14 protein-coding genes and 1 pseudogene are annotated in these 12,571 nt (G+C 46.4%); 10 read left to right on the forward strand and 5 right to left on the reverse strand.

What is annotated here, in order from left to right:
* Positions 1 to 29 precede the first annotated feature (29 nt).
* The 7 genes from mutM to A1sIA79_RS02020 all read left to right on the forward strand — a co-directional run bounded on the left by mutM (position 30) and on the right by A1sIA79_RS02020 (position 6,481).
* The gene (gene mutM, locus A1sIA79_RS01990) at positions 30 to 866 is read left to right on the forward strand and encodes a bifunctional DNA-formamidopyrimidine glycosylase/DNA-(apurinic or apyrimidinic site) lyase (protein WP_095674566.1); all 837 of its coding nucleotides are present in this window, start codon (positions 30 to 32) and stop codon (positions 864 to 866) included.
* Positions 867 to 1,085: 219 nt separating this feature from the next.
* A complete protein-coding gene (locus A1sIA79_RS01995; RefSeq protein WP_095674567.1) occupies positions 1,086 to 2,225 on the forward strand; it encodes a sugar ABC transporter substrate-binding protein in 1,140 nt (379 codons plus the stop codon).
* Positions 2,222 to 2,980 (forward strand): ATP-binding cassette domain-containing protein, encoded by a 759-nt coding sequence (locus A1sIA79_RS02000; protein WP_223298178.1) that lies wholly within the window; start codon positions 2,222 to 2,224, stop codon positions 2,978 to 2,980. Before A1sIA79_RS01995 ends, A1sIA79_RS02000 begins: the two co-directional genes overlap by 4 nt.
* A gap of 2 nt (positions 2,981 to 2,982) precedes the next feature.
* The gene (locus A1sIA79_RS02005; RefSeq protein ID WP_095674568.1) at positions 2,983 to 3,978 is read left to right on the forward strand and encodes an ABC transporter permease; all 996 of its coding nucleotides are present in this window, start codon (positions 2,983 to 2,985) and stop codon (positions 3,976 to 3,978) included.
* A complete protein-coding gene (locus A1sIA79_RS02010; protein ID WP_095674569.1) occupies positions 3,979 to 4,314 on the forward strand; it encodes an L-rhamnose mutarotase in 336 nt (111 codons plus the stop codon).
* The gene (locus A1sIA79_RS02015; protein WP_095674570.1) at positions 4,311 to 5,378 is read left to right on the forward strand and encodes a Gfo/Idh/MocA family protein; all 1,068 of its coding nucleotides are present in this window, start codon (positions 4,311 to 4,313) and stop codon (positions 5,376 to 5,378) included. Before A1sIA79_RS02010 ends, A1sIA79_RS02015 begins: the two co-directional genes overlap by 4 nt.
* A complete protein-coding gene (locus A1sIA79_RS02020; protein WP_095674571.1) occupies positions 5,375 to 6,481 on the forward strand; it encodes a mandelate racemase/muconate lactonizing enzyme family protein in 1,107 nt (368 codons plus the stop codon). Before A1sIA79_RS02015 ends, A1sIA79_RS02020 begins: the two co-directional genes overlap by 4 nt.
* Before the next feature lie 47 nt (positions 6,482 to 6,528).
* Here A1sIA79_RS02020 and A1sIA79_RS02025 read toward each other — a convergent pair whose 3' ends face one another.
* The 5 genes from A1sIA79_RS02025 to A1sIA79_RS02045 all read right to left on the reverse strand — a co-directional run bounded on the left by A1sIA79_RS02025 (position 6,529) and on the right by A1sIA79_RS02045 (position 11,079).
* On the reverse strand, positions 6,529 to 7,326 hold the full coding sequence (locus tag A1sIA79_RS02025) for an SDR family NAD(P)-dependent oxidoreductase (protein WP_095674572.1): 798 nt from the start codon (positions 7,324 to 7,326) through the stop codon (positions 6,529 to 6,531).
* 21 nt (positions 7,327 to 7,347) lie between these two features.
* Complete coding sequence (locus A1sIA79_RS02030) at positions 7,348 to 8,478, reverse strand: mandelate racemase/muconate lactonizing enzyme family protein (protein ID WP_095674573.1); 1,131 nt, start codon at positions 8,476 to 8,478, stop codon at positions 7,348 to 7,350.
* A gap of 70 nt (positions 8,479 to 8,548) precedes the next feature.
* Positions 8,549 to 9,304 (reverse strand): amino acid ABC transporter ATP-binding protein, encoded by a 756-nt coding sequence (locus A1sIA79_RS02035; protein ID WP_095674574.1) that lies wholly within the window; start codon positions 9,302 to 9,304, stop codon positions 8,549 to 8,551.
* Complete coding sequence (locus A1sIA79_RS02040; RefSeq protein ID WP_190277077.1) at positions 9,301 to 10,029, reverse strand: amino acid ABC transporter permease; 729 nt, start codon at positions 10,027 to 10,029, stop codon at positions 9,301 to 9,303. Before A1sIA79_RS02040 ends, A1sIA79_RS02035 begins: the two co-directional genes overlap by 4 nt.
* An 84-nt stretch (positions 10,030 to 10,113) precedes the next feature.
* The gene (locus tag A1sIA79_RS02045; RefSeq protein ID WP_095674576.1) at positions 10,114 to 11,079 is read right to left on the reverse strand and encodes a substrate-binding periplasmic protein; all 966 of its coding nucleotides are present in this window, start codon (positions 11,077 to 11,079) and stop codon (positions 10,114 to 10,116) included.
* A 292-nt stretch (positions 11,080 to 11,371) separates the two neighbouring features.
* On the opposite strand from A1sIA79_RS02045, the gene A1sIA79_RS06995 reads away from it, so the two are divergent.
* From A1sIA79_RS06995 to A1sIA79_RS07010, 3 genes and pseudogenes are all read left to right on the forward strand, one after another.
* Positions 11,372 to 11,500, forward strand: coding sequence for a hypothetical protein (locus A1sIA79_RS06995; RefSeq protein WP_257789623.1), 129 nt, complete (start codon positions 11,372 to 11,374; stop codon positions 11,498 to 11,500).
* A 149-nt stretch (positions 11,501 to 11,649) separates the two neighbouring features.
* Entirely contained in the window at positions 11,650 to 12,321 is a 672-nt protein-coding gene (locus tag A1sIA79_RS02050; protein WP_095674577.1) for a GntR family transcriptional regulator, read from the forward strand.
* 13 nt (positions 12,322 to 12,334) lie between these two features.
* Positions 12,335 to 12,544 (forward strand): annotated as a pseudogene (locus tag A1sIA79_RS07010) (zinc finger domain-containing protein); the annotation flags it as partial.
* Between the last annotated feature and the right edge of the window lie 27 nt (positions 12,545 to 12,571).

Genomic DNA, 12,571 nt, shown 5'->3' on the forward strand with positions numbered 1-12,571 from the left:
ACGACACAATCTGTAATTGGATTACCCACATGCCAGAGCTGCCTGAGGTTGAAACAGTACGCAGAGGATTGGCTCATTTTCTGATCGGCTACCGATTCAAAAGTGCCGAAGGCCTTCATCCCCGAGTAGTAAAGCCAGCATCGCTGCAACCACTTTCAGCTGTTGTTGGCGCGCATATTAAGGGCATTAATCGCCGCGGTAAGTTCTTATGGTTTGAACTCGATCGCGAGCTCGCACTGGTTGCCCACTTAGGAATGTCGGGTCAGTTTCTAGTAGCACGCAAGGATCGCCCAGCACCAGGCCATGTGCGGGCGCACTTTGAGTTAAGTAAAGGATTTAAAAAGCAGGAGCTGCTCTTTAGAGATCAGCGCACCTTTGGTTGGTTATCGGTAGAGCAGTTAACCGATGGCATCCCACAATCTGCCCGCCACATCGCACTAGATCCCTTTGATGCAGCCTTTGATCGCAGCGCGGTGATAGCCAGAATGAAAGCTCGCAAAGCAGCGATTAAGAGTGTGATCCTGAATCAAGAGATTATGAGTGGGGTCGGCAATATCTATGCTGATGAATCCTTATGGCGAGCAAAGATTCACCCAGAGATCCCCGCATGTGAGTTAAGTGTGAAGAAGATTGGCTCACTCGTAGATGCGGCCGTGCAAGTGATGGCAGAGGCGGTAGAAGTAGGCGGCACCTCATTTGATGCCATGTATATCAACGTCAATGGCGAGAGCGGATTCTTTGAAACATCCTTAGCTGCCTACGGCCAAGAAGGTGAGCCATGTCCACGGTGTGGTCGGGGGATTAGAAGAATTGCCTTTGGTAACAGGTCCTCACATTATTGTCCGAAGTGTCAGGTGCGGACCTAGCCTTAGAGCGCACCCCCTTGATTTATAGCGCCCAGGCACCACGAGTAGCGCTACGGCGCCTGCCCTACATGCCAAATCCGAACCTGCTTCTATCCTGACCAAATACCCGTAGTCTTTCGAAAATAGTAGATAGTTGATAAAAAAGTTGGAAATCTCTTGACTCATACGCAGAGCCGAGGGTTAGAGTAACGATTCCACGAGTCGGAAAGGGTCGTATCTGTGAAAAAATATAAATCTATAGTTGGTATTGGGGTTGTGCTAACACTATTGGCGCTAACCGGTTGCGGTTCAGGTTCGTCAGATGAAAATGCAGGTTCTACAGAAGAGGCTGGAGCGTATACCCCGGTTCTTACCGGTGGAATTCCGGGAGCACTCCTTCCTGAGGAACTTAAGCTCTGGAAATATGATTTTGCAACAGCTAAGTACACACCTACAGAAGGCGATGCTCAGTCCTATGTAGTTAATCTAGTGAAGCCAGATAAGACTTTTACCCTTGCACACATGGATGGTTGGGCAACTAATCCATTTGCCATTCCGATTGCCAAAGGTATTGCCAAGCTCTCCAAAGATCTTGGTTTGAAACTCATCTATTGTGATGCAGAGTTCAAGCCTGAGAAAGCAATTTCATGTGCTGAGATTCTTGCAAGTCAAAAGCCTGATTTTGTAATTGCCGGAAACTGGCAAGGCGGCGCGGCTGCAGCGATCATGGCTATTTTTGATAAGGCCAAGATTCCAGCAGCTTCTATCGATGTTTCCCATCCAAATGCAGTTTTCTTCGGTGCTAGTAACTATGCCTCTGGAGTTGTTGGAGGAAAAGCAGCAGGAGAGTATGCAAAAGCAAACTGGGACTGTAAGGATGTTTGGGTCTTCATGGGAGAGAACCTAGAAGAGGGCGAAGCGGCAGATTTGCGACTCGTCGGATTCGCTGATGGAGTACAAGAAGTTTGCGGTGCATTGCCTGCTGATCGGATAGACCGTATGCGACTATCTGCTGGAACAGCAGATCAAGCAATCACAGTGACGACAGACTGGTTAACTGCACACCCAGAAGCTAAACATATTCTCTCAGGGACAATCGACGATGAGCGAGCAAACGGAATGGCTAAAGCATTCGTTGCTACAAAGAGAGATGGAATGGTCGTCGGTCAAGGTTGCGACTCTGTTGGCATTGCTGTCGTAAAGATGGCTCCTGCATCAGAGAATAGATTCTTAGGATGCGCGGCCTATTACCCTGAAAAATATGGTGACTATTTAGTCAGCATTGCACTAGATGTTATGGCTGGAAAAGCTGTTCCACAGGAAATACATATGGAACACACATTCCTAGACCATGACACGATTGGCACTGTATACAAGTGACAGAACACCCGATACTCAGGACTGCTAACCTCTCAAAAAGTTTTGGGAGTGTTAGCGTCCTGAGTTCAATCGACTTCCACGTTGACCCCAATGAATCTTTAGGATTGATTGGGGACAACGGGGCGGGCAAATCCACCCTTATGAAAATTCTTGCCGGTGTTTATGCACCTTCTGGGGGAGAAATCTTCTTCAATGGCGCTCCGGTAACATTTAAAAATCCACAAGATGCCCGAGCTGCAGGAATAGAAATTATCTACCAAGATTTGGCCCTATGTAATGATCTTGATGTTGCTTCAAACATTTTCCTTGGCAGAGAATCTACGAAAAACATAGGCATTGCTCGATTGCTAGATCGTCACGGCATGATGCAAGAAGCGAGAGCGGCTCTGGCAGAGCTAGGGGCTGATATCGCTCCAGATCAGCTAGTTGGATCGATGTCGGGTGGACAGCGGCAACTTATTTCAGTGGCTAGAGCCCTACAGTTCTCACCAAAACTCCTTCTTATGGATGAACCGACAGCAGCGCTATCAAATACAAAGATCCATCTTTTATTGGATCTAGTGAAGAATCTGAAGAAAAAGGGAATTTCGGTCGTCTTTATTAGTCACAGATTTACAGATCTGATAGCTGTTTGTGACCGCATTGTTGCAATGAGAGAAGGCAAAATTAGCGCTGAGATTAAGCCCGCTGATACTAAACCCTCTGATTTGATGTCAATTATGCAAACGGCTTTGAGTGGCGAGGAGATCTTGTGAGGATGAACACTGCAGCGCTCAATAGATTTGAGAAGTCTCCAAAAATTTTGCGGTCAATTAAGAAGTTCTTAGGCCCAACAGGCTTTGGTCTCCTTGTTGCGCTAATCCTGGAGCTGATTATTTTTGCGAGCCTATCTCCATATTTCTTTAGTTCAACTAATTTTTCCAATATCGGCCGGGCAATGGTCATTATTGGTATCGGATCTATTGGCGCCACAATTGTAATTATTTCTGGCGGCTTTGACCTTTCCGTTGGTTCAGTGATGGCAGCTTCTGGAATGTTGGCCGCTTTTGTCATCAACCAAGGTCAATCCAACCTAGTTGGTGTAGTGCTAGCCCTGATGCTTGGCTGCGTCATTGGATTACTCAATGGTTTTGTCATCGGCTACCTCCGAATCAATCCCTTAATCGCAACGCTAGCGATGCTCTCTATCGTAAGGGGCTTGGCATACATCATCAGTGGTGGAGATGCTGTGATTGTTTCTAACTCTTCCTTCCTAGCAATTGGCACAGATTCTCTATTTGGTGTTCCCTTGACGGTCTGGATATTTGTCACTCTCTTTTTAAGTGTCGGATTCCTCATGCCGCGAACACACTTTGGCAGGTATGTGTACGCCATCGGATCTAATTCTAGGGCGGCTCGACTAGCAGGTATTTTTGTTAATCGATGGACCCTGGTTTTTTATGCATTCTCTGGCACTACCGCCGCATTGGCCGGATACGTCACGGTAGCTCGCACCGGACAGGCTGAGCCAAGTGCAAATATCGGAGCAGAACTAGACATGATAACTGCGGTAATTCTTGGCGGAGCAAGTCTCAGTGGTGGCAAAGGAAGGCTTGTTGGAACCTTTTTAGCGATAGTCGTTCTAGCAATTTTAGCTAATGGACTTATCCTGATCGGTGTACCTTCTTATTGGCAACTCCCAGTGAAAGGTTGCGTTCTCATGGGCGCAATCATCTGGGGAGAACTGCATAATTCCTCTCGTGATAAGTCGTAAATGATGGAAAGATTATGTTTCCTTATTCATTTGTTTGAAGATGCTGGGTCAGAATACGACCAAAGGCACGATGATATTTGGCCAGAAATGGAGGAAGCTGTGGCAGCCGCTGGCTTTAGAAATTACTCACTATTTAGGCTGGGAGAGCTTGCTGTGGGCTATGCCGAATGCGAACCGGATATAGAGACGGTTTTAGAAAAGATGGCTACCTTCGATGTTGAACATAAGTGGAATGCATCCCTAATACATGTCATTAAAAATGCTGCTGGTGAAAATGGTGGCTTGATCAATGTCCCTGAGGTATGGCATCTTAAAATGAAGAATTCAAGAGAGTGAGCAAGATTCGAGCAGGCGTCATCGGTGCTGGCTCTTGGGCAGCAGTGGCTCATCTGCCTGCTTTGCGGGATCGAGATGATGTTGAGATAGTCGCAGTGTGTCGAAAAGGTGACCAATTGCTCGCCAGCCTAAAGCAGGAATTTTCGGTAGGCATTGCCTCTGAAGATTATATGGATGTAGTAAATCAAGAGCTGGATGTAATCATCGTCGCTTCCCCGCCCAACCTTCATCATGAGCATGCAGCGGCCGCCCTTCGTTCCGGAGCCCACGTACTATGCGAAAAACCAATGACAATTTCTGCAGCGCAGAGCTGGGATCTAGTAAAGATTGCGAAGGAAGTGAAGCGAGAGTTGCTCGTAGGATTTAGCTGGAACTACATGCCAATGGTTCAGCAAGCATATGAACAGCTCCAACGTAAGGGCATCGGCGAACTAGAACAAATGAGTATGCAAATGGCAACACAAACTCGGGAGTTGTTGGCCAACCTCGGACCATATCCGGGAGCTTCTACTGAACAAGTTCCTGAGCAAGATACCTGGACCAATCCAAAGAACTCCGGCGGCGGCTATGGTCAGGCACAGTTATCTCATGCACTCGGTTTAGCTTTTCGCCTGCAACCGCAACGAGTCGCTGAAGCCTTTGCCTTTATGAGTTCACCACGGAATGCACCCGTTGAACTCCATGATGCAATTTCCTATAAGTTTTCAAATGGTGCCATTGGCACACTCTCGGGCGGATCTAGCCATATGGGTGCATGGCAGAACAAGGACGAATTACAGGTACGAGCCATTGGCGATCAAGGACAATTCTTAATTGATCTCCATCGCGAATGTGCCTATTTTTGGTACGTCGATGGAACAGAGATAAATATGAAACTACCTCCTAATGCTGGAGCAGTAGATAACTTTGCCGCCGCAAATGCGCTAGTTGATGTCGCGCTAGGTAATCTGCAAGCTAATCGAGCACCCGGTGAGCTGGGTGCGCTGACAGTAGAAGCGTTAGAACTTGCCTACCAAAGTGCATCACTTGGGAAAATTGCCGTCTCTCAAGTAAAAAACTTATGAAAATTACTGAGATCAAAAGTGCCATCTATGAGATGGCACCATCTAACTCGGCTGATTATCGTTACACCCGCATTCGCATTACCCAAGTCTTAACTGACGAAGGAGTTACTGGGTATGGATTTTGTGATGTTGATAATGAATCGCTCATCAAAGAAATCAAACCCGGTTTAATTGGCAAAGATCCTCGAAATATCATTGAAATTCTTGGCGCCGGCCTGCTTAAAGGATTTGCTAGCTTAGAAAATGCACTGTGGGATATCTCTGGCAAAGTCGCGGGAGTTCCCGTGCGCAATCTTTTAGGTTCGACAAAAGAATCAATGGATTATTACCTTACCTGTGTGTGGCCGGGTAAAGATGATCAGTCACACCTTTCACCTGATCAACAGGCAGAGCAAATTGCCATCTATTACGCAATGGGGCATCGAAAGTTTAAGTTCCGTAGCTGGCGGCAAAATCCATTAATTGATGTCGAAGTAGTAAGAAAAATTCGCGAATTGGTGGGTGGTCGCGACAAAATAGAATTGATGATTGACCGCACCGCTCATTACCCCGGATGGGTTTGGAGTTATAAAGAGGCACTTGATGCTGCAATGAGATTCCAAGAATTAGATGTAACTTGGCTGGAAGAGCCATTTGCTCAAGATGATCTAGATTCCTACCGGCGCTTGGCTAAGGAGGTCGAGATACCTATCACCGGTGGTGAGTGGACATATGATTTATCAATTTTTCTCGAATACATCTCCACTAGAGCAGTGGACATCATTCAGCCTGATGTCTGTATTGCTGGTGGCATCTGGCCAACTCGGTTGGTGGGAGCGCTGGCACAGGCTTACGGTACTGACTGCATCCTGCATGGCACCAACGGCCCAGATTTAGCGGCATCTTTACAAGTTGCTGCAACTATTCCAAGTTGTCGGATGATGGAAGTTGCACTTGTTTTTCCGCCTCTCACACCAGAAGAGATGTACTCACCCCTGAAACGGATTCTAAATAGCGATTATCTGTTTAAGTTTGATCAGGGCAAAATTATCTTGCCAACAGCGCCCGGTCTTGGTGTTGAGATTAACGAGGATGCACTCGCAAAATGCACAATTGTTGGTTAGATCAGTAGACCATTTAGTAATGTCGCGAGTCTTAGCCCCAGTTTGTGCTAATTCTTAGCGACTGCCGGCATATAACCTAAATGAGCTCCACCATCTACATCTAGCGCGCAGCCGGTAAGAAATGCTGCTTCATCTGAAATAAAGAAAGTAACAGTCTTTGTGACATCAGCTTCAGTGGGATTGCGCCCCAATGGAAAGGCAGCAGCTGCCGCAGATTTAACTTGCTCTACAGATATATTCCCAGTTTGAGATTTCCAATTTGCTACTTGTTGGCCCATTCCTGTGGTTGGAACTCCCACGGGGCAGACGCAATTGACCGTGACTTGAGTAGGCGCCAATTCGATTGCAGATGATTCAATCAAACCAATAAGCCCAAATTTTGAGGCACAGTAGGCTTGAACTTGAGCATAGCCTCGTTTGCCGGCATCTGAAGAGATTGCAACTATTCGTCCTCGACCGCTATCAATGAGGTGTTTAGATGCGGCTTGAATGGCAAAAAAAGCACCTTTTAGGTTTACATCAAGGGTGAGATCCCAATCTGCTTCACTGACTTCATTCATTGGCTTGATATGTATAACGCCAGCGGAAATCACCAAGGTGTCCAATCCCTTGAACTCCTTATTTACACGCTCGACTGCAGCTATGAGCTCTGCCTGATTCCTGACATCAGCTTCAATAGAGATTGCATTGGAGCCTAACTCCTTTACCGCTAAGGCTAGATTCGGAGCCGAGTTATCAACCAGGGCAACTTTGGCACCCGCAGAGATCATTTCCCGAGCGATATCAAGCCCGAAGCCGGAAGCGCCCCCAGTGATGAGAACCTTTCGGTTTGTTGCGATGGTCATGTTGTGATCCCCTTTGTGGAGTTAGCCTTGGTAGAGATACTTCTTTACTGCTTTTTCATCGATGGTTATACCCAAACCAGGAGTGTTGGGTACAGCAATCCAGCCATCTTTTTGTTCAATGGGGTTCTCAACTAATTCATGTTGCATAGGAGATGGTGCTGGCTTTAGCTCAAAGACCTCTCCATTTGTGGAGGCCGCATAGACGTGAAGTGAGGCGGCAGTATTGATGGCACTGGACCAAGAATGAGGCACAAAACGCACTCTTTGGGTGAGGGCATCATCAACGATGGCTTTCATTCCGCTGATTCCTTCAACGCGTCCAGGATCAACCAAAATGATATCAATGGCCTTACTACGCACTAAGCGTTGATAGTCATGCAAGGTCCAGCAGCGTTCTCCAGTGGCAAGGGCAGTGGGAACTCTTGACTTCATTTGTCGATAGCCGTCATGATCGTCGTGATGTAGCGCATCTTCAAACCAGGTCAGATTTACTTCTAGTAAATCTTCCGCCATTGTGGCAGCGTGACTTGCACTCCATTTTGCAAGAGCAGAGACATCTATCGCCATTCCCATATCTGGGCCAATTGCCTCGCGGACAGTACGGGCAACTTTCATATCTCGAACTCGGTTTGTGCCAAATCCCGCTTCCGGAACTTGCCCCCAACCACCCTTAACGGCAGAGAAACCACGTTCGCGATAGCTAGTGAACTCTTCTTGTAAGGCTCCTAAATCCAGAGTATTCAGAATCACTGAAGCACAAGAGGGAACTTTCTCCATTAACGTTCCACCCAGCATTGCTGAAACCGGCAGCCCGGCGGCTTTGCCCGCAATATCCCAGAGAGCTATATCTAGGGCTGAGATTGCAAAAGAGACAATGCCCCCATGTCCATGCCAATATGCATGATTTCGCATTTTTTGCCAGAGACGACCTACTTGAGTTCCATCTTCTCCCATTAAGAGTTTGGCAAAGCCTGCATCAATAATTGTTTTTACGGCCAGTGCGGCTTCAGGCCACTGCGAAATACACTCTCCCCATCCAACGATTCCGTCAGAGGTTTCAATGCGAGTCAGCGTGACATATCTGATCTTGTTGTCATTGTTTGGCTCCGGGTATTGCATCGGAAATGCCTCAACTCGAACTATCTTATTCATTTACCAACCTCCATTCTGAGCCCTTAAGTGCTTTACAAACTTATTTAACGCCTACCTAGATCCACATGCCTTAATCAGTGTGCGATAGTACTGAAGCCAAGAATGACTTCGTCCGTTCGTTTTGAGGATTGTCAAAGAATTCCGCTGGACTATTCTCTTCCACAATTCTACCTGCGTCCATAAAAATCACACGATCTGCAACTTGGCGAACGAAGCCCATCTCGTGGGTAACGATAAGCATTGTCATTCCTGCTTCAGATAGCTTTCGAAGTACGCCCAAAACTTCTCCCACCAATTCAGGGTCAAGCGCGCTTGTCACTTCGTCAAATAACATGACATCAGGTTTCATGGCAAGAGCACGAGCAATCGCCACCCTTTGCTGTTGGCCACCGGATAACTGTTCAGGAAATTGATCCCGCTTTTCTGCTAATCCAACAGATTCTAGAAGTGCTATAGCTTCCTCACGGAACTCTTTTTCATTCAGACCCAGCACATGTTTTGGACCTGCAACAACATTTTGTAAAACGGACATATGTGGGAAAAGGTTGAAATGTTGAAAGACCATCCCGACCTTACTGCGAGTAGCAGATATCTCGGTCTCTGAGAAACCCTTTCCAGACTCATCTCGGTAAGCCAACTTTCCATTGATACGAATCGTGCCGCTGGTGGGGAATTCCAAGTTATTGATGCAGCGAAGTAAGGTTGATTTACCACTACCAGATGGGCCGATAATGCCTAAAACTTGACCTTTATCAATTGTCAAGCAAATATCCTTTAAGACCTCATCTTTTCCGAAACTTTTGCAGAGGTTATCTATTTTGATCATCGCTTTTCTCCTCCGGCAATCAGAGTTTCTTCAGAAGATGTCACAACGCCTCTAGAGGCGTAACCCTTTTTCATTCTCTTCTCTAAGTAGTCAACTAATTTGACTCCAGGAAAACCTACGGCAAAATAAATCAGAAAAACCATTGTATAAATGGTGAAATAATCATAAGTCTCAGCTGCATAAATTTGACCTCTGAACATCATCTCCTGAACTGTGACGACAGAAAGCAGAGAAGTATCTTTCATTAAGGAGACCATATAATTACAAAGCGCGGGGATGATTGTTCTAATTGCTTGCGGCATGATGACACGCACCATGATTACTCTATTGCGCATACCTAAGGCCTTTGCAGCATCAGTCTGCCCCTTGGGGACAGCTTCGATAGCTCCTCTATACACTTCACATAAGTAAGCGGTGTAATGCAGGGTTAAAGCGAGGATACCGGCAGGTAGAGGCGGAATCTCGAGACCAAAAAAAGGCAGTACAAAGTAGATATAAACTAGCTGAAGCAGAAAAGGCGTTGATCTAAAAACCTGAACATAGGCTCCGAGCGATAGCCGAAGAGCTCTACTCTTTGATTTCCGGCCAAATGCGACTAGTACCCCAAGAGTTAAACTAAAAATTCCACAAAGTAATGTCACTAAGAGAGTAATAAGCAAACCTGTCAGGATGGTCGGTAGCGCATCTAAAGCTATTTCAGGTTTTATTAAATCAAAAAATTCCAAGATTTCCCCATCTCTAGATATCGTCAGAATGCGTGAGATTGAAAGAACCAGCCACAGGCTTGCGCCTGTGGCTGGTTACTATCTTTAGAACGCCGGATTGTGCTCTGGTTCGAAGATATTCTCAGATGCTGCGAAGCCATGCTTTTCGAGAATTCGACCAATCACACCGTGCATAATCAGTTCACCAAGTGCTCTTGAATATGCCATATTGAGCGTGCAGTCTTGGAAACGGGTACCGTAACGAGCGTAGTTTGCCCACACTGCGGACGGAACATCTTTCATTCCCTTAAGTATTTGTACATCCGCTTTAGGGTTTTCAGTGATGAAGACGACGCTTGGTGGTTCGGCCTCAACTACTGCGTCAATGCGACCAGCTGCAAGTGCGGCAAATTGCAATGCTCCGGTTGTAAACTGACTCACATCGGCAATCTTGGCATCCTTTGCCCATGCTGCGGCTTGTGTTCCAGCGACAACGCCCAATTTGATACCAGGCTTGGTCAGATCTGCCCAAGCTTTAATACCCTTTGGATTTCCCTTTTGTGCAACAACAACAGTTGCATACCACCATGCTGGAGCGGTAAATGCAAAGTTCTTATATCGATCTGGGTTACCGTGGATATTTCCACCAATAATGTCAATCTTCTTTGAAAGAAGACTTGGAACCATTTCTGGCCACTGGAGTACCACGGACTTAACATTTTTAATACCGAGGTATTTCGCAACTGCCATGTTTATGTCCCAATCGACACCAGTAGTCTCTTTGCCTGATTGGATATTAAAGAATGGAATGTCTTGGTAAATTCCAAGTTTTAATCCACGGCTCATCACTCTTTTTAAGGAGGTATCGGAACAAGCCATATCTGGGCTTGAATTGGCTTCAATATCCCATCCAAGCTTTTTAAAATACTCTTTATCTGGCTGAACTGCGGCTGGAGCATCGGTAGCAGCTTGGGCGATCGTAGGGGAGAGCCCTACTACCAAACCTATAGTTGCAAATCCGATGATTGCCGTTTTAGCGAATTTATTTTGAGCAAGAAATTTCATTTTCATTTTTACCCTTTCCTTACTTTGAAGTTAGTAGATTCCCGAGAGCAACACATGTGACATCGAGCCAAACCAAGACCGGTGTCACCTCTTCTATCCAAGAGGGGACTCGGATCGATAAGTGGAAGGAGATTCGCAGATTATCTATAATCTGTCAATAAGATTTAGCTGGATTTGCCCTACATAATTCTGACGAAAAGCTGCCCAAATACCCGAGGCCAGGCTCGCGGCTACGCATGGAGCCAGGCACGAAGGGGGCTGGAGGGCAGAACTTGAACCTGTAAGCGCTGTCCATACTTTGGTTGCGGTCAAAGCAGATACCGGCGTAGTTGGAGTTATTTTCACCCGCTATTTATTCAGTCGCGGGGGATCTGCCACTCAGGCAATTAGCGGAATAGATATCACACACGTTGCTAGCTATGCGTAATGGCTAGGCAACTTGCGCTGGGCAATTAATGCATCCCGAGCGTCGTCAGATTCCAACCCTGTGCCGATAGCAGGCTTGAATTAGATGGAGGGTGGTCAGAAAAAATTGGCGATAAGTCGTTTCCTTATTCAACCTGGTAGAGTAAAAAGGTGTCTACCGATTTCTTCAAATTATCTAGTGGTAACAACCTATCCCAGCGCACCCATGTCGCTCATATGTTGCGTGAGGCGATTGTTTCAGGAAAGTTAAAGCCTGGCACGCAACTAAAGCAGAATGAAGTAGGTAAGAAGTTTGAATGTAGCCCAGGCCCAGTTCGTGAGGCGATGCGCGATCTTGAGAGCGAAGGGCTAATTGAGCATTTTCCGAATCGTGGAGTCTTTGTCACTCAAATTACCAAAGAAGAATATCTTGAGATGTTACTGCCAGCCCGTGTTGTTTTGGAAAAGTTTGCCTTGAAACACGCGGCGAAGAAATTCACCCCAGAAGTCATTGAGACACTCAATGAGCAAATTGAGATCATGCGTAAAGGTGCCAAAAAGAAGGATATTGACTCGGTAAGTGAAGCTGATATGAAATTCCACATGATCGTGATGCAAACTGCAGCTACGCAGCAGACTTTTCATTTATGGAAAAGTGTTATGTCACGGATTCGTTTAGAGCTTTATCGAGTCGGCCCACACCCAGTCCTTGCCGAACAAGCCCCCAATCACGCCCACTTATTGGCGGCGATACTTAACGGTGATGTGAAGCAGTTATATAAAGAAATTGAATGGCACTGCATAGGCTCTGTCTCCGATCCATTGAAGAAAGATTTCAAGTAGAAGGCAAGGAATTGGGTTCACCTCATTTGATGCGCTCTATATCAACGTCAATGGCGAGAGTGGATTCTTTGAAACATCCTTAGCTGCTTACGGCCAAGAAGGTGAGCCATGTCCACGGTGTGGTCGGGGGATTAGAAGGATTGCTTTTGGTAACAGGTCATCACATTATTGTCCGAAGTGTCAGGTTAAGTGGGTGTGTTGTCATGAACAGGGATTGGATTAAATTGGGGGTGATACCGGGGCTGCCCCA

This window comes from Candidatus Planktophila versatilis (assembly GCF_002288105.1).
Lineage (GTDB): Bacteria > Actinomycetota > Actinomycetes > Nanopelagicales > Nanopelagicaceae > Planktophila > Planktophila versatilis.

Bases quoted from the DNA above. Each gene is read 5' to 3' on its own strand.
- mutM (WP_095674566.1), top strand. From the start codon at position 30: ATGCCAGAGCTGCCTGAGGTTGAAACAGTACGCAGAGGATTGGCTCAT.
- A1sIA79_RS02045 (WP_095674576.1), bottom strand. From the start codon at position 11,079: ATGAAAATGAAATTTCTTGCTCAAAATAAATTCGCTAAAACGGCAATC.
- A1sIA79_RS02035 (WP_095674574.1), bottom strand. From the start codon at position 9,304: ATGATCAAAATAGATAACCTCTGCAAAAGTTTCGGAAAAGATGAGGTC.
- A1sIA79_RS02030 (WP_095674573.1), bottom strand. From the start codon at position 8,478: ATGAATAAGATAGTTCGAGTTGAGGCATTTCCGATGCAATACCCGGAG.
- A1sIA79_RS02020 (WP_095674571.1), top strand. From the start codon at position 5,375: ATGAAAATTACTGAGATCAAAAGTGCCATCTATGAGATGGCACCATCT.
- A1sIA79_RS02005 (WP_095674568.1), top strand. From the start codon at position 2,983: ATGAACACTGCAGCGCTCAATAGATTTGAGAAGTCTCCAAAAATTTTG.
- A1sIA79_RS02025 (WP_095674572.1), bottom strand. From the start codon at position 7,326: ATGACCATCGCAACAAACCGAAAGGTTCTCATCACTGGGGGCGCTTCC.
- A1sIA79_RS02010 (WP_095674569.1), top strand. From the start codon at position 3,979: ATGATGGAAAGATTATGTTTCCTTATTCATTTGTTTGAAGATGCTGGG.